Source organism: Frondihabitans sp. GW821-FHT04F02, from assembly GCF_059420045.1.
On sequence record NZ_JBWKSZ010000005.1, the window covers coordinates 203586 to 226992 of the forward strand.

A 23407-nucleotide genomic window follows, 5' to 3' on the forward strand; every position below is an offset into this window, starting at 1 on the left:
GCGCTCGGTACTGATCCACCACGGACTCCGGAGTGAGTCCACGGTGCTGCGAGGCCGTCCGGCGCACACGGTGTGCCCCGCCGGGCTACTCGGCGGGGCACGCTTCATGCCGTCCGGTGCCGCGGGCGTCCCCTAGGCTGGGGCGATGCTCAGCCGGGCGAGGCAACTCGCGCTCTCGTCGCACCCCGGCCCCACGCTGGCCGTCACGGCGCTGGCGGCGCTGCTCGCGACGAGCCTCGGCTTCGCCCCGGCGCGGATCGCCGTGCTGGCCGTCGCGATCCTGCTGGGCCAGCTCTCGATCGGGTTCTCGAACGACTGGATCGACGCGCCGCGCGATGCCGCCAGCGGCCGGACTGACAAGCCGGTGGCGCAGGGGCTGATCCCCCGGGCGACGGTGTTCCGCGCGGCCGTCTCGACGGCGGTGATCGGCATGGCGGTGTCGATCGCGCTGGGGCCGGGTGCGGCCGCCTGCCACTTCGTGCTCGTCGCCGCCGGCTGGGCCTACAACGCCGGACTCAAGCGCACGCCCGTCTCGGTGCTCCCGTTCGTCGTGGCGTTCGGCCTGCTGCCGAGCGTCGTCACCCTCTCGGCGCAGGAGGGCACGCCCGCCGCACCCTGGGCGACGGCCGTCGGCGCGATCTTCGGCGTGGCCATCCACTTCACCAACGTGCTGCCCGACCTGGCCGACGACGCGGCCACCGGCGTCCGCGGGCTGCCGCACCGGCTCGGGGCGCGCACCTCCGGTCTGGTGGCGTTCGGCGCCCTCGTGCTGTCGTCCGTGATCGTGGTCGCAGGAACTCGGGCTTCCGCGGCCTCCCTCGTCGGCCTGGTCGTCGCCGTGGGCATCGCGGCGTGGGGCACGAGGCTGCTCGTCACCCGGCCGCCCGATCGCATGCTGTTCCGGCTGGTCATCGCGGCCGCGGTCGTGCTCGCCGCCGAGCTGATCGCCGGCGGGGCACACCTGGCCGGCTAGGCCCAGGCCATCGAGTAGGCGCGCGCCAGCGTGCGCCGGGCGGGTGTCGCCAGCACGGCGCTCAACGCCGTGTCGCGCACGACGCGTCGGGCCGCGCCCACGGGCCTGCCCAGCGCCATGTTCGCCTCGGCCTGCCCGGCCGCGCGCCGGGCGGCCCCGAGCCGCCGCGCCCCCCAGGCCGTGAGCGCACCCTCATCGACAGCGCCCTTCGCGACGGCCGCGACGATCAGCGGCGCGAGCTCGAGCGCGTCGAGCCAGCCCAGGTTCATGCCCTGGCCGCCGATGGGGCTGATCTCGTGCGCCGCGTCGCCCACCAGGGCGAGCCGGCCGCGCACCGTCCTGTCTGCGATGCGCCGCCGTGCCACGAAGCCGCTGAGCATCGTGTTCGTCGCGGGATCGACCGGCGACCCGATGCGCTCGGAGACGAGGCGCGCGACGTCCTCCGCCGTCGCATCCTGCAGCCGGGTGCCGGTGTGCACGACGAAGCGACGGGCGCCGCCCGGGAGCGGGAACGACTCGACGACGCCGTCGCCCTCCAGGTGGACGACGGCGTCGTCACCCGACCCGGTGTCGTCGCGGAAGTCGCCCATGACGTACGGGTCGGGGTAGCTGCGCAGGGCCGCGGCGACGCCGAGGTGGCCCCGCACCGTGCTCCGCGGCCCGTCGGCCCCGACGACGAAGCGGGCCACCTCGGACGACGCGGTGCCCGATGCCCGCGCGACGAGCCGCACGCACGTCGGGTCGGCGTCGTCCACGGCCAGGAGCTCGACCCCGCGCTGGAGCGCCCCGGGCGCGAGCTCGGCCAGCCGCGCCTCGAGCATCGCCTCGGTGCGGTGCTGCGGAAGCGCGGCGACGAAGTCGAAACGGGGGTGGACGCCCGCGAACGGGACGACGCCGAGGGTGCGGCGGCCGCTGCGGGCGATGCCGCGACGGACGCGCACGGCCTCGGCGGCGACGGCGTCGGCCACCCCGACCCGGTCGAAGGCGGCCAGAGACGGCGGGTGGATGCCGATGGCCCGCGACGACGCCCCCGGGGCCTCGCGGCGCTCCCACACGGCGGCGTCGAGCCCGCGTTCGGCGAGCAGCGCCCCGAGGAAGAGCCCTACAGGCCCGCCGCCCACGACGACGACGTCACGCACGGGGCGGACCGGGTGGCGCGAACGACAGGAGCAGGCGCCAGGGGCGATGGCGGGTGACGGTCCAGGCGGCGGGGGTGGCGGCGGCGAGTTCCGGCGCCCGGTAGCTCCGTCGGATGGAGAGGAGGCCGTCGGGGTGGATGAACGAGCCTCGGAAGGTGCCGACGGTGGCGGCCCAGTAGGCGGCGTAGGCGAGGGCGCTGCGGCGGATGTCGTTGTGGACGACCAGGCGCGTGGCGAGACGCTCGCTGTCGCCGAGCACCTCGGCGAGCGCCGCGGGGTCGAGGTGATGGAGCACGTGGTTCGAGACCACGACGTCGAACCGGCGCCCGTCTGCCACCAGGTCGCCGCTCGACGCGCACTCGAAGCGGACGCCCTCCGAGCCGGGGCGCGACGAGGCGTAGCGGAACGCGCGCGGATCGGGATCGATCGCCGTGACCTCGAGGTCGAGGCCGTCGCTCCGCGCCCATGCCGCGAGAGCCCGCGACACGTCGCCGCCGCCCGACCCGAGGTCGAGGACGGTCAGGGTTCCCGGCACCACCTGCGCCAGCGGGCGGATGCGGGTCGTGTACACCGACCGCCAGCCCGCGACGAGGCGGTTCACGAGCGCGAAGTGGCCGTACGTGCGGTCGAGCGCGAGCGGGTCGCAGTCGGGGTCGTCCATCAGCTCCGCGGCCGCCGTCTCGCGCACGGCGAGCGGCATCACGACCCCGCGCGCAGGGTGAGGAGCGCCGTCTCGACCGTGAGCCCGGGGCCGAACGCGACGGCGGCCACGCGCCGGGGCGCCGACGGGGCCAGGGCCGTCGGACGAGGGGCGGGCTCGCCGAGGGCGGAGGCGCCGGCGGAGGCCGTGGTGGTGGCGAGGGCGAGTTCCTGCGCCCGGTGCCCGTCTCCCTGCTCGTGCAGCAGGTCGCTCAGAATGAACAGCACCGACGCGCTCGACATGTTGCCGAAGTCGCGGAGCACCCGGCGCGACGGAGCGAGCAGCTCGTCGTCGAGGCCCAGGGCCGACTGGACGCGGTCGAGGATGCTGCGTCCGCCCGGGTGGACCGCCCACGCGTCGACATCGGCGACCGCCAGCCCGGCGCCGGCCAGCAGAGGCTCGAAGGCGGCGCCGATGTTGTGCTCGACGATCTTGGGCACGTACGACGAGAGCACCATGTCGAAGCCGTGGTCGCCGATGGTCCAGGCCATCTCGCCCGCGCCCTCGGGCACGATCGTCGACTCGAAGGCGTCGAGGTCGAGCTGCGAGCCGGATCCGCCCTGCGCCGTCACGACGGCCGCCGCGGCGCCGTCGCCGAAGACCGAGGCGGCGACGATCGCGTCGGGATCGTCGACCACGTGCAGGTGCAGCGAGCACAGCTCGACCGACACCACGAGCACCACGGCCGACGGGTCGGCCTCGCAGAACTGCGCCGCCATTCGCAGAGCCGGGAACGCCGCGTAGCAGCCCATGAACCCCAGGTGGAACCGCTGCGTCGAGGGCCTCAGCCCGAGCTCCCGCACCAGCACGTAGTCGGGGCCGGGCGCGTAGAAGCCGGTGCACGACACCGTCACCACGTGCGTCACGTCAGCCGCGTCGATGCCCGGCGCACCCGCCAGCGCCTTGCGCGCCGCCTCGACGAGCAGCGGCTTCGAGTACAGGGCGTACGCGTCGTTGCGTGCGGCCGTGCCCGGGTCGGCGAGGCGCCGCGACGAGGCCTCATAGAGCGCAGGAACGCGGGGCGGCGCGTCCGATCCGAGCTCCTCCAGCACGGAGTGGCGCGTCTCGATCTCCGACCCGTCGAAAGCCGCCGAGATCACGCGGCGCCCGAGCGGGCCGTACACCTCCTGCTCGTGGAGGAGGTCGCGGAGAGCGGCCTGCCCGACGATCGTCGCCGGCACAGCTGTCTCGATGGAGCGGATGGCGGCGGGCATGCGTCATGCTACTTCCGCCGTGGCGGCGGCGCTCAGGTGCGCGGCGTCCTGATCGGCCCTCTCGCGTACCCCGAAACGGCAACGACCACACCCGATGAGGTTGAATCGGCTTCAGAGACCGAGTCCGGCGGCAGAGCGCCGCACATGAGAGGTGGGTCCTGTGAAACGAATTCTCTATGCTGGCGGCTCGTTGGTGACGACAGACGGATTGGTCGACGCCGTCGTGGACTACGCCACCCGTCTCGGCCAACGCGGAGCGACGGATTCACTTCAGATTCCCTCGATCAGTCCGGATGGGATCGTGGGCGAGTCGACGATCCTCATCGGGCCCAGCAGCGAGCTCATGGCCGAGCCTGCAGGCTACGACGACGCCGACATCGTCGACGGGCCCGCGATTGCGGACCTCCGGGCGAGGACCGCTGCCCTCGGCGACGTGAAAGCAGCTCCGCTCACCGAGCCCGGTCCGGGCTCCGGCGCCCAGGGCGGCATTCCGTTCGATGAATTCGACGAGTGAACACGACCGGAAAGGCGGCATAGGCGTGGGGACCTTGTTCTACGGCGACAACCGGTTTGCGATCGGGATCGACGACCGGGCGCTGGCGCACCTGCAGCTGGTCATCCTCGCCAAGCTCCGGCGAGATGAGTCGTTCTCGTTCACGTGGCAGAAGGGCGCCGACGGCGACGCCCCTCAGTCGACGATCTGGCTGCATCCCTCGATCCCGTTGAACTTCGACTACGAGAATCGGCTCATGCCGTCGATCAGTCGGGCCTGGATCGAGATTCTGACCGCGGCGGCGAACTCCAACCCCGGCCTGGCCCTCATTCCGGAGCCACAGGAATCGCAGCCGGATCACGTGATCTAGCGGCGGCGTCGGCTGGAGCACCCGAGGTCGTCGGCAGGAAACGCCTCTGATCACATCTCGAGAAGCTGGGCGTTGCGGGCCTCGATCGCCTCGGCGGTGTCGGGGAAGATCATGGGGAGGCCGAATTGCTCGGTCTCCGTCTGGATCTTCTCGGCGGTCGGCCGGAAGCTCCGCTCGTACTCCGCAAACGCGATCTCGATGTCTCCCCCGGCGGTGACGAACGCGTCGTGCAGGGCGGTCGCCCCCAGAATGGCGACAGAGCCGCCCATCCCGGCGGCGGGCGACGGGCAGTAGGCGGCGTCGCCGACGAGAGTGACTCGGCCGGACGACCACCCGGGCAGCCGGATCTGGCTCAGCTTGTCGAAGTAGAAGTTGTCGGCGCCGAGGGCCTTGTCGACGATGGCGTCGCTGAACGGCTCGCCGGCGTCGGCGAAGTGGTCGCGAATCAGCTGCTTCTGCTCGTCGACGTCGTGGTAGTCGTACGCGATCTCGTCGTCGGACTGGAAGACGAGGACGACGTCGGTCGTGGTGTCGTAGGAGTTCAGGAGCAGAGTGCGGCCAGGTGTGTTCTGGATCCTCGATGTCCAGGGGGCGATGAGCGCGCCGTCGACCACCGTCACGGACGTGTAGTGGTGCAGGAAGTGGCTGTACTCCGATTCGGGGCCGAAGCGGAGGCCGCGGACACCGGAGTGGTTGCCGTCGCATCCGACGGCGAGCGCGAAGTGGCGGACGGGACCGCCGCGGAACTCGGCTCGGACGCCCTCAGACGTGTCGGTCAGAGCCGCGATGGACTCCCCGAAGACGATCTCGGCAGTCTTCTCGACCTCCGCGAACAAGATGGCGAGGAGGTCGTCGCGGTGGATCTCGACGTCGTCGTGGCGGTGGATCTCATAGTCGTCGATCAGGATCGTGTCGGCCGTGGGCTCCGGCCCCATGCTCGCGATCGGGGTGCCGTCGACGTGGGCGAACTCGGTCGCGCGGGCGGGTAGCGCCTTCGCGCGGACCGCAGGAAGCAACCCGAGCCTGTCGAAGATCATCATGGCGTCGTTCCGGAGGTCGACGGGGGTGCCGCCCTTCCGGAGCCCTGCTGCCCTCTCGACGATGGTGACCCGGTACCCCAGGCGCTGCATCCAGATGGCCGTCGTCAGCCCGGCAAAGCTCGCGCCGGAGATCAGGACCTCCCCCGTCGTCTGCGTCTTCGTGGTGTTCATGAATCGTCCTCTCTCAGCCCGAGCAAATTGGTAGGGTAACCCCATCGACTTCACGCTAGCACGAAGGTGGAGTAACCCCAACCACTGTGGAAGAATGATCGGCGTGACCGAGGAGCCAGGACGCCGAGAGCGGAAGAAGCGCGAGATGCGCGAGCGCGTGGCGGATGCCGCCGCTCGACTCTTCGCGGAACACGGCTACGACGCCGTCTCCATGACGAGCGTCGCGGCCGCGGCCGGGGTCGCGGAGCAGACGGTGTACAACCACTTCCCCACCAAGCCCGATCTCGTCCTCGACATGGCCGACGACATGCTCGAGCGCTCCCGTCGCGCTGTCGCCGACCGGGATCCGTCTCTGACTCCCGCCGATGCGCTTCGCGACCTGGTGCACGCCGACATCGACCACTTCGTGACCGAGGATCCCGTCCTCGCTCGCGGAGAGTATCCGGCCCAGTCGATCGAGAGCGACGTTCTGCGGCGCTACGCCCTGCAGTTCCGCCATCGGCAGGGCGACGCGCTGGCGGAAGCCATACGGGACACCGACCCCGAGCTGAACCCCCTGGTCGCCCGGGCCCACGCAAGTGCTCTCATCACGGTCGTCCAGGCCATCACGGACAGGGTCGGAGCGGCGATCCTCTCGGGAGCCGACCTCGCCGTGGTGGCTGAGTCGCTCCACGACGACGCTGAGATGACGCTCCGCGACGCCGCCGCGAACTTTCGCGCCGCGAAGTCGAGAGCCGCCGGGAGCACCTAGCAGTCGCGCCGCTGCCGGACACACCGATCAGAGGACAGCTCCCTTGCCCGCCCGGGTTCGTCCATCTCGGCTGGGCGACCTGGTCCAGTCCCGGAACGGGTGCTCTGAGGTGCGTCTCGGGACACTGAAGGTCTTCGAGACGTCTCAATCGCCGGGTCAGGGGCCTCGCAAACCCTGAATTCGAGAGCCCCGCGCCGTCTCGAAAAGTCGTTCCCGCCGCAACGCTAGCTAGGCAGTCCTTTTGAGGGTTTCCAAGACAAAGCCGCCATTCCCGAATGGCGATCGAGTCTCCGAGACTTCACGCGTGAAACGTCGAACGGCTCTGCTCGAGTGCTTTCTGCCACCTTCGGGCTTCGACCCTAGTCATGATCACCAGGAAGACCACGAGGCCCGCAATGATCAGTGGCCATGGCCATCCCAGATACAACGATTCTGCAAACAGAAACAAGAAGAACCCAACGAGGGAGGGCATCACGGCCCGGTTGTTTATCCGCGCGTTCGCGATGAGATCCCGCACGATCTCGCGAGAATGCTCGGTTGGCGGGATGCGTCCGCGAAGCTGCCGGGCCACAGAGCGACGCTCTTCGGCGAGTAGCGGCGAGAGGGGCCACTCTGCGCGTGGTGTCGGGATCTGCGGCAGGAGGCGGCCACCGCGTTTTGCCCGGGCATAGCCCACACTGCTCACAGCAAGCGCCGCGGCGAGGAGCAGGAACTGGCCGACCGCAGCAGCGCTCAGAGGCTCACTAAAGCGGGCCACGACGCCTAGGCCGCCAACGAGAACGATCAGAAGGAGAAGAGCCAGCTGGTTCGATATCACCCGCACGCGCGGCCCATGCTCCATCTGGTCCCGGACGCGCCGAGAAGCCTCAGCCCACCGGCGATCCTCGTTACTGGCCGCCGGCAGTGCATCGGAGATCGGCCTCATGCTGCCCGTGTTCCACCGATTGCTTGCGGGCTGCTCCCCCGCACTCTCATTCGGTCTCGCCTGGGTGGAGCTCGATGAAACGGCCAGCTCGGCGGTAAAGCACGACCAGTTGGATCGCGACGACGACGAACATCAAGGACACCGCGAGCTCGAGGAGCTTGATGAGGAGATCATTGGAGCCGACCGCGGTGGCGATGGCAAAGAGGACCAGCGCCGAGTAGATGGGTGCGATGCCGAGGGTGGCTCGCCGGTTCTGGCGTGCGATCGCCACAACAGTTCCTAGGTGTCCCTCGTCGGGCTGCTCTTTGCCGCTGATCTGCCGGCGGACGCTTTTCTTCTCCTTCCGATTGAGGGGGCTCGCGACAGCCCGCCACCTCGTGATGTAGTGGCCGGTGCGTTTAGCCCAGATGAAACCGGGGATGCCGATGAGTAAGCCGAGGCCAAGAAAGACGAACTGGGCGATGAGCTGCTGGAACTGCGCGTCGGAGGACCCAGACGTGTCGTGGCCGGATCCGTGGGGAATGAAGATGAGGGCGATGACGAAGCCGACGATCCAGCTTCCACCGATGAGGGCAACGACCTGCAGGAGCACTCGGGCGCGCCGCTTGTGAAGGCCGTCATCGGTAACGCCGTCCGCGAGTTTCGCGGCTGCAGCCCAGCGGGCGGCAGCATCGTTCTGGATTGTGGTCATAGGGGGCACTCCGTCGTTCGGGTCAACAGGATTACTCGGAGCTTAACGACAGCCTGATCTTGCATAGAGATTCAGTTTGGTGCGCTCTCCCAAGAAACGCGGGATGAGGACATCGATCTGAGCGTCAGCCTTCACCCAGCGGTCCTGCACACCCCTTCACACCTTCGAGGATCGACGGCGTCTCGCCGGGGACTTGTAGCCGAGAATCGTCCGGTCCGGCCGACCCGACCCGATCCCGATGTCGATGGCCGGCACCCAGACGAAGGAGGAGGCTCGGGGGGTGCCGAGGCGCCACCGAACCTCCTCTCGGCATCAACGCGTGGCTGCGCGCATCGACTCAGGCGGTGAGCCATTCCAGAATGTCGGCGTTGATGGTGTCCATCTCGGTGGTCGGCATCCCATGCGGGAAGCCGGGGTAGGCCTTGAGGGTGCCGTTCTGCACCAGCTCTGCCGAGAGTGGGCCTGCGTCGGCGAAGGGGACGATCTGGTCGTCCTCGCCGTGCATGACCAGCGTCGGCACGCTGATCTTCTTGAGGTCTTCGGTGAAGTCGGTCTGCGAGAACGCGACGATACCGTCGTAGTGGGCCTTGGCGCCGCCCATCATTCCCTGCCGCCACCAGTTCTGGATGACCGCCTCCGATGGCTCGACGCCGCCGCGATTGTACCCGTAGAACGGACCCGCGGGCAGGTCGCGGTAGAAGATCGACCGGTTCGCGGCCAGTGCCGCCTGCAACCCGTCGAAGACGCTCTTCGGCAAGCCACCCGGGTTGGTCTCGGTCTGGACCATGAGCGGCGGGACAGCCGATATCAGAATCGCCCGAGCGACCCGCGCCTCCCCGTAGACCCCGATGTAGTGCGCCACCTCGCCGCCACCGGTCGAGTGGCCTACGTGGATCGCGTCGTGGAGATCGAGGTGCTCGGTCAGTGCTGCGAGGTCGGCCGCGTAGTGGTCCATGTCGTGGCCTTCGGACGTCTGAGTCGATCGTCCATGACCTCGCCGATCGTGGGCGATAACGCGATAGCCCTTGCTCAGGAAGAACAGCATCTGTCCGTCCCAGTCATCGGCCGACAGAGGCCAGCCATGGCTGAAGACGATGGGCTGCCCGGTGCCCCAGTCCTTGTAGAAGATCTCGGTTCCGTCAGAAGTCGTAATCGTGCTCATCGAAGCTCCCAGCTCACAAAGCGATTCACAACGGCGAGCAGATACCCGCCAGCCACATTCTGGCGGCACAGAAGACACGACTGAGAAGAGTTAACGCGACGTTCTCACACGCACCGCCCTCGCGGGCCCTCGTGAACTCGATCGTCGTGCCTCTGACCGCCGAGACACCGTGAAAAAGGGCCCTCCGCCTGGGGTGACCCAGGCCAGAGGGCCTTACGTGTAGCGGGAGCGGGACTCGAACCCGCGACACCACGATTATCGGCGGAGACTCTCGATAGCCCCGGGATCACGGTCACTTTTGCCTGGTTTACGAGGGCATTCGTCGAGATTGCGATGCCTTCGCGACCCGTGGCATACCTCCCGAATCCCGGAGCTAGAGCGTAGTTCTGCGCGTAGTTAGCGCGCGGGGATTGACACGAGTTCGAGCAGCACGAGCTTCTCGCCAGAGTTCCGCAGAACCCAGCAATCCCGTGAGCAAAGCAATTGCGAGGAGCAATGCCAGCCCCGTTGTCCCAGATCGGCCGATGCAGCATTCGTGGCCCTGCGAATTCGTTTGCCAAGGCACAGGGCGGGCCTATGGCCTCCGACAGAAAAACAGAGACCCATACGATGCACCCTTAAACTGGCTCGAATTAGACCGAATGGCCGGGCCGGACAGGCTGCCCCCAGAAGGCGTGCAATGCAGCTGAATCAAACCGAAGGCGCGAAAGCCGCTCGACCCTACGAGGCGGCCGAATTACTCTTGCGCTTTTCCACGGATGTGGGCGTCCATCGCGCGACACTCAGCGCTCGTCTCGCGGCAGGCGGCGTGCGGACTCGAAACAAGGGCATGGGCGAACAAGTCATTGACGAAGCTCGGCGGCGATACGAACCCGGCGAGTCACTGGCTCGTATCGGTGAAGTACTTGACCTCTCGGCTCGCACGATCCACCCCTACCTACTCGAGCGGGGCTTAGGAAGGCGTTCTACGACCGGGCGCTAGAGACCACGGCCGTAGCCCAACGTTAGCGGCAACAACTCACGGCGCTCCAACCGAACAGCCACCGCCAGATCTTCAGGACGAGGCTCGTCGCGACCACCAGACGCCTGACTCTCTTCAAAATCCATACGTGGAACTCCTGAAAGAGCGGACCTACAGGACCGCAGAGACTATCCCCAATGGTGAGCATGATCATTACAGGCGGCGCTCACCGGTCAAGCGCAAGCGTGTTCGTTGGGGTGCACACGGCCTCGAAGCCAGCGACACCTGCAGACAGCGAAGCCGGATGGCTCGAATTAATGACTCGTAGTCGTCGACGCGCCATTCATCAAGCCATTCGATGACGGGACAATCACAGTTCAATCGGATCGGGAACCACACGTAGTCAGCGACAGATGTGTCGGCCCCAGGCACGTTATCGGTTTGAACTTCCTCACCGCTCACATCTCGCTCCGTCGGGCCTTTTTTGTGTAACTAGTTCGGCGTGACATCCGACGTTTCGGGGCAGCGCCGTCCGAAGCCAACTACGACCGCCTTAGTTCGCGAGCGACGTCGAGCATCGCTGACGTGTCCGTCACGTCCGTATAGGACGACTTATTAATCTCTGGGTCGTGCCCGAAGTAGGCGGCTCGTGTGACGACGTCGATCTTGCCCATGAACATCGTGTTCAGCGTCGCTCGCCATACGTGTGTCCGGAGGACGGCGAACTCGGGGATCCCCAGCTCCGTGCTGAATTCTAGATAGAGGGGCGTCGTCTGCTTTTTGGAGTTGCTGGCATCCCACTCCTTTGATGAATCGGTAGGAGCTCCGATCACGAAGTTCCTGGGCTTGCTCGCGTCGTACCGCTTGGCGACGCGCATGGCTACGCGATCATCGAGGATGGGCACCTTGCGCGACTTGTGCGTCTTCGACACGCTGGCTCGCACGGTCACGTACACGGTGCCGTCTTTTGTGATCTCGACGTCGTTCCAAGTGAGCGCGTTCGCTTCGGAGACCCTGAGGCCGGTGGTGGCCTGCAGCAAGGTGATCTCGATCGCGTTGCGACGGCGGGCGATCCTGTCCTCGATCGTGAAGCGGCTCCTTTTTGGCTGGACAACTCCGGCCGACGGGTCGAGCTCAAGCAAGTAAGCGAGGACCCGCTGGTGCTCGTTCTTCGTAAGCGCCTTGCGTTGAGGCTCGCTTACCATCGTCGATTCCGTGCCGGTGCGCCTCATCGAGATCGAGACTCCTTTGAGAGGGTTGCCGACCAACAGCTCTTCCCGATTGAGCTGTTGGATGACGTACTTTGACAGCACGGTCCGGGCTCGCGTTCCGCAACTAGGTCCATGGAGCTCAGCGATCTCACGGATGCATGCTTCGAGGAACCGAAGGCGTGTTCCCGTTGCGATCGGAAGGTTTCCAAGGGCTGCCGCGTGCTTGTGGTCGCCGCACTCGCCAAGGATTTGGCTCACAGCCGTTCGATATGACGCTCTACTCCTCGGGCGGAGAGGTTCATTGTCGACGGCAGGCCGGGAAAAAGCATTAATGAAGTCGACCATTTTCGACGTCGTCTTCCACTCGCTCCCGCCCGTGGTGAGGAGTTCCTCGGCCGTGGCCCGAGCCCGTCGACGCGCATCAGATTTGCTGCTTCCCTGGGATCGCCGACGCAGCAGCCTGCCGTCGTGCAGACGGATCGACCAATCCAACATGTAGATGCCGTCGTTGTTGCGTTCCGTGGGCTCGGAACGTTCGATCGAGTCCTTGCCAGGCTCGAGGCGGGTCGTCGCTGCGCGCTTCGTGCCCTTCTTGGGCTGGCGGGTGCGCGGCGACTCTTCGTCCTTCTTGACTGCGCCCATCAGGCGGCGTCCACAACGCGCTCAGAGAGGAAGGACTCAAGGTCGACAACCCGGTAGATCAGCCGAGAGCCAGTTTTCCCGAGCCTGACGTAACGGGGGCCCTCGCCGAGCACGCGCCAGTTGGCGAGTGTCTTGCGGGTGACGCCGATGTATGCGGCGGCCGCGTCGGTCTGAAGACCGATGGGCGATAAGGATACTGGTGCCGGCGTTGTCGGAGTGTGTGCGGAAATGGGCATGGTCGTACCTCGAAAGTTCGTGACTTTCGAGGGACCGGCTCCGCCGAACCTATTACCGGTTGCTGGGGCGGTCGTGCACCGAAGGTGCGTGTCCACTCGTCGAGATCAATCGGCTTGCCGTCCGGTTGGCTCTGACCCTTGCATTTTCGGGCTGGCTCGACGGTAACACGAGATTCCGGGCCGGCCCGGAAGTTTTGGAACGGGTGCTGTGGAAACCCGCGGCCACGTCACCTGCACCGAGATTGCTGATGATCCTGCGAGCGACAGGACTGGTCGAGAGAGGTCGCGTGGCCCCCGTTCTGGGCATGGTCGGTCACGGACGGTCATGCGTATCGTCGGTTGCTCACAAAGAGATCGCCCCCGAAGACAGCAACAAGGGGGCACGGGTCACCGTCGATCCACACATCGGACAGCACGTCGTGCAGAACCGGGGTACAGCCTGAGATGGCTGACCGGGGGTCCCTTGCCATCGCCACCGCGACGCAAGGAATACCCATGCCCAAAACCGATCCCTCCACCCCTCTCGAACTCGACAGGCTCCGCGCCTATTCGTTCGCCGAGGTCGCCGACCGTCTCGGCGTCAGCCTCAAGACCGTGCGCCGAATGGTCGACTCTGGAGACCTCAAAGCCTTCCGCCCCCATACGTCCGGCCGCACGATCCGCATCAGCGAGACCGCGCTCCGCAACTTTTTCGACGCCACCAACTGATGCGCGCCCCGTGCACTGAGCACCGGCCGCATACCTCTTCGCACGACTTCGAGCCGGGATTTGAGACCGGACTCGCGCCGACGCACCCCCGGGAGCCCTGTGTCGCGGGACTGTGCGCGGTCGCACGCCCATCCCTACTCCGTTCAGCAGGAATCGGCTTCTGCTCGGCGCCGCAAGAGTAACCAACATCATCGTCGCCTCTCCCACCTCAATAAGGAGCACCATCGCATGACGTCAGTATTCGACGCGGCACTCGCCGCCGCGGACAAAAAGCACAAAGCGCGGATCAAGAGCATCCGCGACAAGCAGAAGAAGGAGCAGGCCACGCTCGACCAACGAATCGTCGAGCTCCTGCGCAAATACGACCCCGTCACCTACGAAAAGTATGCGGACCGGGCCCGTTCGCTGATGGACGCGGAAACAAGCGCGAGGTCCGCGCGTGCCCGCTCCGGGAAAGTGGCAAGTCGCTCACAGAGGACCGCGCCGTCCAACGGCGCGGCAACATTTGCGACTTCGCGAAACGAGACGACAACCGACTGGACCGTCGCCGCCTCAACACCCGATCCGTTTGCGTTGCCGATGCCCGATGTCGAGTCCCAGCCGGACGCCTGGTCGATTCCGACTGTCGCAACACAGAACGCTGCAGCTCCCGCTGACGCTTCGGAGGCTGCATTCGCGGAGAGGCCGGCGACTTCTCCCGGTCAGGCCACGCCACGGATCGGCGACCCCAACCTGTTCGACATGCCCGTAACGCGCGGCACCTCGACCGGGTCCATCTTCGAACAGCCGTTCAACCAGTGAGCGGGTTCATCACGACTCCGATGGCAAACCATGAGCACCGGCAGGGTACCCCGCATACCAATTCTGGCGAGGGCAGCAGGCACGTCGCCGTGCGTCATGAGTCCTGTCTGGACGGGCTTCCGCCTGCTTCGCGTGTCGGACAGAACGTCTGCTTGCGTCAACCGGATCCAGACCCTTCGGGTACTCAAGGAAAGGAGCAGTCGTCGTGAGCGGGAAGGCGACGCGGCAGAGCGCTCCCCCGTCGCGGCCGAGGAAGCTCGACATGCGACTCACGCTCCAGGAGTATTTGTTGCTCGAACGTACGGCTCACCGTCGCGCTCTCACGGTTTCGGCATTCACTCGCGCTGTTGCGGTCGACGTCGCAAACACATATGAAGGCCGGCCTCCTTCTCCCGAGAGTGTTCCCGTGGCGGCTGTGCCGCCACTCACCGATGGGCACATCAATGCCATTTCCGCGCTTCGGGTCGAGGTGATGCGGGCTGGCATCGAAGTGCGTGAGGTGGCCCGTCGTGCGAGCGCGGACGGTGTTGATCTAAATGGCCTCGGTGCTGCAATCGATGCTCTCTCTGCGTCGATGTGCGAGGTGGTCAGGCTGCTGGGTGGGCGGTCGCACCCGTGAGCGTGACCGACGTCAAGCCGGACTACGACCTGAAGCGCAGCACCGAGTACCTCGTGCTGGGCACGGATGCAAAGCGGAAGAAGCACCTCGCCGGGGGCACAAATCGTCTCGTTCCCGGCTTCTACTGCGACGCGCCCGACGTGGCGTCGTTCGTCGCGCTTGGCGACGACCTGGCACGGCGTCACAGCCGGAAGGTCAAAGCGCAGAGCTACGTGCTGTCGTTTTCACCACAGGAGCTTTCCGTCGATAGCGACGCCGACCTGCACCGAGTCGGCGACGTGGCGTTCCTCCTCGCGAAGAAGATGCACCCGCATTCCCCCTGTCTCGTCGTCGTCCACGCCGACGGCAAGGGGCGTGCACCCCATGCGCACGTCAAGGTTCTCAACCACGACACGGTCACCGGCAAGGCACTAGCCGACTATAGGACGCATTGGCAGGTCAAGCAGGCCAACGACGAGCTGATGCGCGAAGTCGGTCATGACGTCCTCGACGTCCACCGGAAGTACACGGCACCGGAGTGGTCCAGGCAGCGTTCCAGGCTGACGCCGTTTGAGGTCGAGCTCGGTGACCGCGTCGCGGCGGCTCGTGACGATGCTCTGCGTAAATATGCCAACAGCCTCGAGGCCAATCAAGAAACCTTGTTGGGCGCATTTCGCGCTGTGTGCGAGCGACTTGGTGTGCGCCTCGAAGTGCAAGAACACAGGATCAGCCACGGCGGCCGTGATGCTCGAACGGCGGGGTCGTCCGTCCAGGGGTTCATCTTCGCGATGCGGGACGAGTCGATGCCGGTGCCGCGCCTCAAGCGGCGCAAGGCATCGTTCCTGTCGGAGGACTTCACACACGAGGCGCTGGTGCAGTCGCTCGAGCAGATGCGACGCCAGCCGTCACCCGAAGCTGCTCGACCGGGCCGGCCCCGCCAGGTGTCCGGCGACGACGACAAGCTTGATCTTGCTGACGCCACGACGCACGCTGTGCCGGCTACTGCCGGTATCCGGGGCAGCGCGTTCCTGGAGACGCCTGCTGAGCTTTCGTTTGCAAAGCGAATGAGGTCTGCTCTCGACGAGGCCGATCAGATAGCGCACGACCGGAGCGCCGAGTCGATCGACGAGTACTTGTCGTCGAAGAGTGCACGGGCAGAGGCGACCGAATCATCAACGGCGCCATCAGCAGCGGCGCGTGACGAAGCGGGAGTCTCGCACGGGGAGGACAGCGACTCACCTCAGGATCACGTCTCCGTCTTCGATACGGCCTCCTGGCCGACTCGCCTGGACGGTGCCGCGGCAGCGAGTGGACCCGACCTCGACGAGATTGCGGCCGACACGGCTTCTGCCCTTGCCGTCGATCGACTGCTCGCGGACAGCCACCTGGTCAATCCGCGCGTCGCCAGCGACGCTGCGGAGCCGATCGCCAAAGAGAGTCAGGCGGCTGTGGCGGCTGTGGCGGCTGAGCGCGATCGTCGGCGACGCTTGGCCAGGATCCGGGCGGAAGTGGACGTCGATGACTCTGATCGCGACACCGGGCGCGATGACCCGTCATTGGCCTAGCAGTGCGGACGTGGGCCGGGCTCGACTTTAGCGCCCGGTCCTAGTCCCTCCTGGCACTGGCGCGGAGACGCAGGTCACGGTAGCCGGAAGGCGCCGGCCTGACAAGTGAGTCGCAGGGCCTCCTCGAAGCGATCGGTTCTGAGGGTTTGGGCGGGAGTGAGCCCGTCGAGGTCGGCGTCGGGAGCGTTGAGCCACAGTGCGTCGCCCCACCTGCATTCGGGTGCCGGGGTCAGGTAGTTGAGCGCTTTCGATATGTGTGGCAGCGGGCTGCCGTCGGAACCGAATTGAAAGGCGGGATAGACATCCGCGCCGTCTTTCGTGACCAGTCGAAGCACTTCTCGCCTCCGCACGAGCGCCTCCAGACCGTCGGCATCGATCCTCAGGAGCCGAAGAACGCTGGCAGTGTCGTGGAACGGGCCAACGTACGCGTCCCAAGTGCTCAGGTTATCGTCGGTCAAGTCGTTTCCTCATCGAGCGATGGGCCTCAGCGACGAGGGCGGGTCGCTGCGAATGAGGCTGCTCGACACGGGCATAACTTCTGGCGGCGGCGTGCGGAAAAGCATTGACTTCTGCCGGGCGTCTTCTGCGCAGAAGACGAACTGGAGCCGTATTGCCAACCGACGGATTCAATCCTCGAAACCACGTTTGCATTGTCGTCGACCCGCATCTCGCGCCGAGCGTCGTCTGTTGTCGTGGGAGCCTCAAAGTTGCGCGTCTCCGTGTGTCCAGGGTCTGATTTAGCCCTAGACCCAGCCCATGACGATGCCAGAGGCACAAACCCCGGCCACGTGGGCGACGAGTCTGGCGCCGAGTCGCCTTAAGAGATGATCGACGACGAGGGTAGCGGGCAGCGCACCATGTCGCCGCCGAGCGCCTGCGTCGGGGCATGCCTCGCTCATGACATTCATGGGGTGCCGGGGCCACCAATGGACCTGACAGCATCACTCACGACACCGCCTCAGGACTTGCCATAGCGCTTAATGTTCCCCTGTCGCGCATCTCGGCGTCTAAGAGAGGGGTGCGGGTGGCTTTTAAAGCCATGTGGCTCGAGGACGCTGTCGATCTGAGCGCACGCCGTGGTCAGCGCGACGACGAGGCGCCCGGCAATCGAGAACATGTCGCGAGAATAGCCCGCCATGCACCAGGACGGAAGCTCTAGGTGAGATGTCGCCAGAGCACCCCGGGTGAAATACTGCCCGAGGATCTTTGCTCTGAGGGACACATAAGACGGCGTTATTCCTCGTTTACGAGCATAAGCGAACGGCGAGATTGACGACGTGATCGTTGAATCTTAATCCCAGATCAGAAGCGATATTTCTCAGTCGAACTCTCGTTCTTGAAATTAGTTGACGGGGGGCCGGAACACCGTCAAACTGCCTTGTCATGACCGAACAAGACGCTACCTTGGAAAGTATTTCAGCCGCTTGCACACGCCCCTCAAACGAAACCGTAAGCCGCCTTGCCGACGCCCTAGAGAGGCTCGACGCCGACTGGCGCTGGCTGGTCGAAGCATTGACTGAGAAGGTGCTGGCGATGCCTCCCGTCAGCCGCGAAGGCATGAGCGCTAATCAGAGGGCGGCCCTGACCGACTCGGGCGCCACGACCGAGGAGGACCTCGATGAAGCCGAACTTGCGGTGGCAGCCGGCGGTCTGCATGACATAGCGCTGCGGGCATGGCTGACCGGTGTGTGCGAGACCTTGTCTGTCGACGAGATGTGTGGGTACCTCAGAGTCGACGAGGAGGGGCTTCGTCAGAAAGTGGAAGCGGGTCAAGTTGCCGCCGTCGTCATCGCCGGCCGCATCCGGTTCCCCGGCTGGCAGTGCAACATCGGGTCCCACGTCAAACTTTTGCCGAGCCTCCCTGAAGTCCTCGGCGCCCTCACCGAGGGCGACGCAGGATGGCGGAACGATTCCTCCTTCATGAACGCTCCTAAATCGGCGCTCGTCGCCTGGGGTCGACAAACCCCCGTCGAGTGGCTCCGCGACGGACACCCGGCTGCGGATGTCGTCACGTTGATTCGCGAGCGCGATTGATGCTGAGCGACGACCTGCCCGATCCGAGGAGCGGACCGTGGCGCGCAGGGCGCAGCGCCGACTACGTGGCAGCCGTATACGACACGGCGCAGCGGGTCAACGACATGCATGCGCTCTTCGGCGGCGAGGGATCTACGACCTGGAATCAATTGACGCCACGCGAACAGCACAACCGTGCCGACTGGGTCGAACTCCACCTGAGCCTCCACCAGCAACTCCTCGCGGAACGCACAAATGGCACAGCCGGAGGCCGCCATGAGTGACAGTCCAGTAGGCACGCCGATATGGTGGCGCCAGCAGTCCAGCCCGGCACCAGCAGAATGGGTGACCGCGTTTGACGACCTCACTGAGGGCGAGAACGGTCACGAGTGGGCGATCTCTGCCGCAATCTTCGTCGCTGGATTCAGCAAGCGACGCCACGAAAGCCCGACCTTCAACGAGCTGTTCCGCTACCTCATCGACGACTACTCAGGACTGCCCGCTCGATTCCCTGCCGGTATGCGCAGCCGCGACCGGGCGGATCTCAAAAAAGCGTTCCGGCACCACGTCGCACTCGCCTGGCGACGGACCGGAATGATCTCCTGGGCCACAGGCGAGTATCGAAGCCTGCACGTCGGACCTGCATTCCGCGAGCGGTCCCGTATGCGACGATCCTCGCCTAATTCTGAAACGGAATTCGTCTCCGATGCCTGACCTGTCCAGCGACGACTATCAGCCGTGGCGGGTCGAGCACACGACGCCGCTGCCCACATCCTGGGCGCGTGTTGTCGAAGAACTCACGCATCTTTACAGCGGCCGAGACTGGGGCAACGCAGCCGACGCCTTCGGCAAACACTATCGGCAGCTGAGCTCAGGCGTTGCGACGTTCCGGATAACTCTCCAGGCCCTTGTCCATAACACGAGGGACCTTGCAGAAGAGTTTCCCTGCCAGTTGGACTCCGACGAGAGAACGCAGGCCACGGCGCGGTTCGGCGTGCACGTTGCTGACGTTTGGCGGGCCGTGGGAACGAACCGGTGGCGCGAATGCCACGCCTACACCTTACGGACAGGGCCGCTATTCCACTCTCAATCGGCAGCAAAAAGGGCTGCCATCCATGCCCCCGTGGTCAGAGCGGAAGCTCCGGCATGAGTTTCTACGTCACCGATCGACAAGGCATGCCCACGTTACAGGCGGTGATTCGTTGGAGGGCCCCAAGTCTCTCGACCGCACACCGCGCCGGCGATGTCGTCATGCGCCAAAGAATTGTCTTGGGACCCGATTACCAGAACATTAACTTTCTCCACCCAGCGGATCAGGGATTCCCGCTCGCGGTCGAGTGCGTCTTCGGCGCCCGGAACGGACGCGAACAAGAAGTCGAGATGCACCTCTGGGCGCAACTCGACCTCGGCATCCTGGCAGCGGTAGGCACACGAGTCGTCCTCCTCCGCGGGAACTCCGCGACAGCAGAAGGAAAAGTCACCTGATCGCTCAACGTCGACCAGACGACCATCTCCGGTGAGTCGGAATCCGAGTCGAACTATTGGTGATCCTCACGGCGACCTTTACTGGATACGAGGCGAGTAACGCGTCGGAGCGCATCGGCAAAACATAGCTCGCCTATCCGACGTGAGTATCTATTGTGCGTGTGAGGCCCAAGGATGCGCGACAGACTGCATCGTCATAGAACGCTCCGATGCACCCGTTGAGTAGGTCCTCAGGCGATCCGTCATGCGCATAAATTGCGGCGGTCCTTTCGGCTCGGAGCTCGCGTGTCAGCGTTCTTGGAACGCGCAGATAGCGTCTCGAGCCTGTCCAGCGGCGCGGATGCCGGTCGGGCTCATCCGACGAAGGCGAAGGACGCTGCGGCAGAGAGCAGCTGGCCACCGACGACGGCGGGTTCCTGTTCGCGGAGGATCCTCGCCGGCGCCGTGTAGTCGAGGGCCGGGTTCATGCCCTGGAACCAAGACTGCGTCGTCGCGGCGGAGTACCGCTCGCGGAGTATGCCGGCGATCTGGTAGGCCGAGCGAAGGCGCAGTTCGTCGACCTGGCCAGGCGAGCTCGTGCCCGCGGCCCAGCCGGACACAGGGCGAGTCGAGCCGACATTGCCGAGGTAGGCGACGAGCTTTACACCGAGCATCTCGCGCAGGCGGGCGACGAGCTCGGGGAATGGCAGGCCGACCGATTCTTCGTAGGCTCGGAGTCCCGGTCGCTGTGCGGATGTCGCGGGTCGCATCGTGGCCATGGCCCATGGTAGACGTAAGCCCTCGAACAAACGAGTAGTTAAGCACGCATAATTGCACGCTAAAACGAAGACAACTTTAGTCAGCCCCTTGCTAAGCAATTACCGTGGAAGCACCTTGAGCTCCTTTTCGGACGCCTCGACCACCAAGACGACCGCGCCAGGTCGCCCACCACAGCGTGACTCACGGGTGGTCACGGAACGTGCTCGAGCACCATATCCGCACGGGCGCCAACACCCGATTTGAAGCAGCCCCCACCAACTTCAAACAGATCCTCGAACCAACCGACTCCGACCTGGCTCAACAGATCGTCAAGGACCCGTACGTCCTGGACTTCCTTCGAGTCGAAAGCGACGCGAACGAACAAGACATCGAACAAGCTCTCGTCGACCACATCATCCGAACCCTTCAAGAGCTCGGGGCCGGCTTCTCCTTCGTCGGACGCCAAGTTAACTTCGACGTCGACGGCGACGACTTCTACGTCGACCGGGACTGCTGTCAAATCAGTTGACCAATCGCGCGCGCAAGCCGGACGGCTTCCGTGCAGCTCAGCTGGCGTTCGCGAGGGAACGTCGACCGTGCGCCTCGCCCGTCGCTCGGGGGGAAGGGGGAACCCCACGCGTGCAGCGCGCCAGCTACATTGCTTTCATGCGCGCGCAGGTAAGTGTCTGGACAATCGAACACGATGACCTTGAGACGGTAGTTCCGCCAGATCCTACTTTCGTGGCCCAGTGGGTACGCGTGATGGCCGGCCCTCAAGACGACCGCGGCGATGAGAGCTTCGATCTCCTGGTCTGCACACCCGCCTGGCTAGCCGACATGGTCTCCCGCAACCCGGCGGTAGTGGGTCGACACCATCTGATTGTTGAGCGGTGGAACGCCGCGCGCATTCGTCAGACTCTCACGGATCTCTTCACGCGTGAGGAGGGAGACGATTGGGCGGACCTCGCCGTTCGACTGGGCCGCCTGGGCCACTGGGAGTTCGAGGACTATCGAACGCATTAGCCGAAAGGCTGCTGTTGAATGGGTTGACCACGTCGCGCACGAAAGCGGGAGGTCCATCGTGCGCCGTTGTCGAATGCTCCAGAGTGCACGCAAGAGAACGTCTTTCGTGCGTTCCACAGGCGACCGCGGTTACCAGGGATTCGATCCCAGAATCCCAGTCAGACCAGAAATCCAAGTCGCGGAGAGGATTGGCGCGACAACGAAGGCAAATGCTCCGATCGTGAAGGCCGTGTTTGCCCAGACAAGCCGGTACGAGTAGAAGTCGTCCCGTGTTCCCCTGGCGCGACGGACGAGGTACACGAACGGAGTTGTCCAAATCGCACGCTGTGAAAGGCCGTGGCTGAATCCTCGTCGGTCGAGTTCGTCGAGGTCGCGGCGCACAGCAAGGAAGTTGGCTCCCGCGACCATGACTACGACCAAAAGCAGTTCAGGCCAGGAGAGCCCGCCTGCGAGTGCGGCAAGGCCGGTGATCGTCATCATCAGGATAAGTGGCGACGCGGCGATGAACCATCCGTGCCGCGTTCTGCTCGACGCCAGGGTCCGGCGGCGGGGTGGCGCTACGTCACTTCCCGCGGCCGTCGCCTCAATCGCTATCGGTGCTACGGCCGCCCATGCGCGGACCGCTGGAGAATCCAAGTCCATGTCAGCTTGTTGCTCGTCCCATACGTCCACACCTTCGTTGTTCAGCTAGCTGTCCGCAGCGTCGCGTGGGGACTGCGCGCCGACCAGGCTGTGCGAAGTGTGGGCGAAGACCACACGATCGCTGCGGTCACTGCCAGAATCACGGGGATGGGCCAGAGCTGAGATCCAACGCCCCAGATCGCGAAAATGATTGAGTTGAGATCTTTGGGCTGGGTGTTGGTGTCGATTCCGGCGAGGGCCGAACCCATCCAGAACAAACCTAAAGCAATGCCTCCCGTGAAGCCGCTCGCGAGCAGCAGCACGAAGCCGTGCACAATCGTGGGGCTTTGACGAATAAAGGCTGCCGTTGCTGAGGCTAGGGCCACGATCACCGTGACGGTGATGGCACCGTTCACGGCGACGTTCAGCAGCTCGTAGGCCGAATTTGACGGGCCGTTGGTGAGGTGGATGAGCGCCACGGCGAACAAGACGACCTCGAGAACGGCCCCCATGATCGCGAGCACCACGAGAGACCGGAGAAGGTAGCTGGGGTTGATCCGCATACTGAGAAGATACGAGCGCGGTACGGGCCGGAGCATGTCCCAGTTCAGGGCTCAACAGAAGCCCGCTAGGAGACTGCCCTTGCGCACGAGGGGGAACGGTCTACGCACGCTTCGTGGGGCGCGTCCTGGTTGATACCGGTCCGCGGTATTTGAGGGTTTCGCTATAGATGACACTGGTTGTGGTGTGACCGGATTGGCCGAGTTCGTCGACGAGTTCTTCGAGATGCGCTGTCGATTCCGCTGCAATTTTGAGGAGGTAGCAGTCCTCGCCGGTTATCCGCCGGCACTCGATGATCTCGTGTCGCTCGGCAAGGTGGTCATGGAAGGGCGCATGTCGACGCTGAGCGTATTGCAGACGGACGACCGCCTGAACAGGTAGCCCAACAGTGGTGAGGTTGACCCACGCCTGGTAGCCGGTGATGACGCCCGCCGTTTCAAGACGCTTCACCCGGTCAGAGGTTGCGCTAGCACCCAGGCTTACTCACCGAGCAAGCTCGGCGATGCTCACCCGACCGTCGAGCTGCAGCTCTCGGAGAAGCTCCAGTCCACAGAATCCAGGTCCTCGGTCACACGGCGACGCTACCGAAAATCCCCGGTCGATTGATGGTGACGC

At 65.3% G+C, this 23407-nt stretch carries 27 protein-coding genes; 13 read left to right on the top strand and 14 right to left on the bottom strand.

Annotation, left to right across the window (positions count from 1 at the left end):
• The first annotated feature begins 145 nt into the window (after positions 1–145).
• Positions 146–973: a UbiA family prenyltransferase gene (locus tag AC07TY_RS15170; RefSeq protein ID WP_494785838.1), complete on the top strand. Its 828-nt coding sequence runs from the start codon at positions 146–148 to the stop codon at positions 971–973.
• On the opposite strand, the gene AC07TY_RS15175 is transcribed toward AC07TY_RS15170, so the two are convergent.
• From AC07TY_RS15175 to AC07TY_RS15185, 3 genes are read right to left on the bottom strand one after another with little or no spacing between them, the layout of a single operon-like run.
• Entirely contained in the window at positions 970–2112 is a 1143-nt protein-coding gene (locus AC07TY_RS15175) for an FAD-dependent oxidoreductase (RefSeq protein ID WP_494785839.1), read from the bottom strand. The two genes, AC07TY_RS15170 and AC07TY_RS15175, sit on opposite strands and share 4 nt — an antisense overlap.
• The gene (locus AC07TY_RS15180) at positions 2105–2812 is read right to left on the bottom strand and encodes a class I SAM-dependent methyltransferase (RefSeq protein ID WP_488626735.1); all 708 of its coding nucleotides are present in this window, start codon (positions 2810–2812) and stop codon (positions 2105–2107) included. Before AC07TY_RS15180 ends, AC07TY_RS15175 begins: the two co-directional genes overlap by 8 nt.
• Positions 2812–4026 (bottom strand): type III polyketide synthase, encoded by a 1215-nt coding sequence (locus AC07TY_RS15185; protein ID WP_494785840.1) that lies wholly within the window; start codon positions 4024–4026, stop codon positions 2812–2814. The genes AC07TY_RS15180 and AC07TY_RS15185 overlap by 1 nt, the downstream gene beginning before the upstream one ends.
• A 301-nt stretch (positions 4027–4327) precedes the next feature.
• Here AC07TY_RS15185 and AC07TY_RS15190 point away from each other — a divergent pair, with 301 nt between their 5' ends.
• Together AC07TY_RS15190 and AC07TY_RS15195 are read left to right on the top strand one after the other, a co-directional pair.
• A complete protein-coding gene (locus AC07TY_RS15190) occupies positions 4328–4540 on the top strand; it encodes a hypothetical protein (protein WP_494785841.1) in 213 nt (70 codons plus the stop codon).
• Between the two features lie 25 nt (positions 4541–4565).
• A complete protein-coding gene (locus tag AC07TY_RS15195) occupies positions 4566–4889 on the top strand; it encodes a DUF7882 family protein (RefSeq protein WP_488624484.1) in 324 nt (107 codons plus the stop codon).
• A gap of 50 nt (positions 4890–4939) precedes the next feature.
• On the opposite strand, the gene AC07TY_RS15200 is transcribed toward AC07TY_RS15195, so the two are convergent.
• Entirely contained in the window at positions 4940–6100 is a 1161-nt protein-coding gene (locus tag AC07TY_RS15200) for an FAD-dependent monooxygenase (RefSeq protein ID WP_494785842.1), read from the bottom strand.
• Positions 6101–6203: 103 nt separating this feature from the next.
• On the opposite strand from AC07TY_RS15200, the gene AC07TY_RS15205 reads away from it, so the two are divergent.
• The gene (locus AC07TY_RS15205) at positions 6204–6851 is read left to right on the top strand and encodes a TetR/AcrR family transcriptional regulator (protein ID WP_494785843.1); all 648 of its coding nucleotides are present in this window, start codon (positions 6204–6206) and stop codon (positions 6849–6851) included.
• A 298-nt stretch (positions 6852–7149) separates the two neighbouring features.
• Here the strand turns inward: AC07TY_RS15205 and AC07TY_RS15210 are convergent, their stop codons facing one another.
• The 5 genes from AC07TY_RS15210 to AC07TY_RS15230 form a co-directional block, all read right to left on the bottom strand.
• Positions 7150–7776 carry a hypothetical protein gene (locus AC07TY_RS15210; RefSeq protein ID WP_494785844.1) on the bottom strand — a complete coding sequence of 209 codons (627 nt, stop codon included), beginning with the start codon at positions 7774–7776 and terminating at the stop codon, positions 7150–7152.
• Between the two features lie 46 nt (positions 7777–7822).
• The gene (locus AC07TY_RS15215) at positions 7823–8467 is read right to left on the bottom strand and encodes a hypothetical protein (protein WP_494785845.1); all 645 of its coding nucleotides are present in this window, start codon (positions 8465–8467) and stop codon (positions 7823–7825) included.
• Positions 8468–8804: 337 nt separating this feature from the next.
• On the bottom strand, positions 8805–9629 hold the full coding sequence (locus tag AC07TY_RS15220; RefSeq protein ID WP_494785846.1) for an alpha/beta fold hydrolase: 825 nt from the start codon (positions 9627–9629) through the stop codon (positions 8805–8807).
• A gap of 1503 nt (positions 9630–11132) precedes the next feature.
• Positions 11133–12443, bottom strand: a complete 1311-nt coding sequence (locus AC07TY_RS15225) for a tyrosine-type recombinase/integrase (RefSeq protein ID WP_494785847.1) — start codon at positions 12441–12443, stop codon at positions 11133–11135.
• Positions 12443–12679: a helix-turn-helix transcriptional regulator gene (locus AC07TY_RS15230; protein WP_494785848.1), complete on the bottom strand. Its 237-nt coding sequence runs from the start codon at positions 12677–12679 to the stop codon at positions 12443–12445. The genes AC07TY_RS15225 and AC07TY_RS15230 overlap by 1 nt, the downstream gene beginning before the upstream one ends.
• Positions 12680–13174: 495 nt before the next feature.
• Between AC07TY_RS15230 and AC07TY_RS15235 the strand changes: the two genes are divergently transcribed.
• The 4 genes from AC07TY_RS15235 (at position 13175) to AC07TY_RS15250 (ending at position 16351) form a co-directional block, all read left to right on the top strand.
• The gene (locus AC07TY_RS15235; RefSeq protein ID WP_494785849.1) at positions 13175–13387 is read left to right on the top strand and encodes a helix-turn-helix domain-containing protein; all 213 of its coding nucleotides are present in this window, start codon (positions 13175–13177) and stop codon (positions 13385–13387) included.
• Between the two features lie 228 nt (positions 13388–13615).
• Positions 13616–14188, top strand: a complete 573-nt coding sequence (locus AC07TY_RS15240; protein ID WP_494785850.1) for a hypothetical protein — start codon at positions 13616–13618, stop codon at positions 14186–14188.
• 262 nt (positions 14189–14450) lie between these two features.
• Positions 14451–14807 (top strand): hypothetical protein, encoded by a 357-nt coding sequence (locus tag AC07TY_RS15245; RefSeq protein WP_494785851.1) that lies wholly within the window; start codon positions 14451–14453, stop codon positions 14805–14807.
• Between the two features lie 2 nt (positions 14808–14809).
• Positions 14810–16351: a relaxase/mobilization nuclease domain-containing protein gene (locus AC07TY_RS15250; RefSeq protein ID WP_494785852.1), complete on the top strand. Its 1542-nt coding sequence runs from the start codon at positions 14810–14812 to the stop codon at positions 16349–16351.
• Positions 16352–16425: 74 nt separating this feature from the next.
• Here the strand turns inward: AC07TY_RS15250 and AC07TY_RS15255 are convergent, their stop codons facing one another.
• Positions 16426–16809 carry a hypothetical protein gene (locus tag AC07TY_RS15255; protein WP_494785853.1) on the bottom strand — a complete coding sequence of 128 codons (384 nt, stop codon included), beginning with the start codon at positions 16807–16809 and terminating at the stop codon, positions 16426–16428.
• Between the two features lie 925 nt (positions 16810–17734).
• Here AC07TY_RS15255 and AC07TY_RS15260 point away from each other — a divergent pair.
• From AC07TY_RS15260 to AC07TY_RS15270, 3 genes are all read left to right on the top strand, one after another.
• On the top strand, positions 17735–18385 hold the full coding sequence (locus AC07TY_RS15260) for a hypothetical protein (protein ID WP_494785854.1): 651 nt from the start codon (positions 17735–17737) through the stop codon (positions 18383–18385).
• Between the two features lie 255 nt (positions 18386–18640).
• Positions 18641–19078, top strand: coding sequence for a hypothetical protein (locus AC07TY_RS15265; protein WP_494785855.1), 438 nt, complete (start codon positions 18641–18643; stop codon positions 19076–19078).
• Positions 19079–19510: 432 nt separating this feature from the next.
• Positions 19511–19849 carry a hypothetical protein gene (locus AC07TY_RS15270; protein WP_494785856.1) on the top strand — a complete coding sequence of 113 codons (339 nt, stop codon included), beginning with the start codon at positions 19511–19513 and terminating at the stop codon, positions 19847–19849.
• A gap of 353 nt (positions 19850–20202) precedes the next feature.
• Here the strand turns inward: AC07TY_RS15270 and AC07TY_RS15275 are convergent, their stop codons facing one another.
• The gene (locus AC07TY_RS15275; RefSeq protein WP_494785857.1) at positions 20203–20607 is read right to left on the bottom strand and encodes a hypothetical protein; all 405 of its coding nucleotides are present in this window, start codon (positions 20605–20607) and stop codon (positions 20203–20205) included.
• Between the two features lie 200 nt (positions 20608–20807).
• Here AC07TY_RS15275 and AC07TY_RS15280 point away from each other — a divergent pair, with 200 nt between their 5' ends.
• Together AC07TY_RS15280 and AC07TY_RS15285 are read left to right on the top strand one after the other, a co-directional pair.
• A complete protein-coding gene (locus AC07TY_RS15280; protein WP_494785858.1) occupies positions 20808–21116 on the top strand; it encodes a PDDEXK nuclease domain-containing protein in 309 nt (102 codons plus the stop codon).
• A 110-nt stretch (positions 21117–21226) separates the two neighbouring features.
• Entirely contained in the window at positions 21227–21610 is a 384-nt protein-coding gene (locus AC07TY_RS15285) for an immunity 8 family protein (protein WP_494785859.1), read from the top strand.
• Positions 21611–21739: 129 nt separating this feature from the next.
• On the opposite strand, the gene AC07TY_RS15290 is transcribed toward AC07TY_RS15285, so the two are convergent.
• The 3 genes from AC07TY_RS15290 to AC07TY_RS15300 all read right to left on the bottom strand — a co-directional run bounded on the left by AC07TY_RS15290 (position 21740) and on the right by AC07TY_RS15300 (position 23242).
• Positions 21740–22090 carry a hypothetical protein gene (locus tag AC07TY_RS15290; RefSeq protein WP_494785860.1) on the bottom strand — a complete coding sequence of 117 codons (351 nt, stop codon included), beginning with the start codon at positions 22088–22090 and terminating at the stop codon, positions 21740–21742.
• A 203-nt stretch (positions 22091–22293) separates the two neighbouring features.
• Complete coding sequence (locus AC07TY_RS15295) at positions 22294–22758, bottom strand: hypothetical protein (RefSeq protein ID WP_494785861.1); 465 nt, start codon at positions 22756–22758, stop codon at positions 22294–22296.
• A 136-nt stretch (positions 22759–22894) separates the two neighbouring features.
• Complete coding sequence (locus AC07TY_RS15300; RefSeq protein WP_494785862.1) at positions 22895–23242, bottom strand: Lrp/AsnC family transcriptional regulator; 348 nt, start codon at positions 23240–23242, stop codon at positions 22895–22897.
• Positions 23243–23407 lie beyond the last annotated feature (165 nt).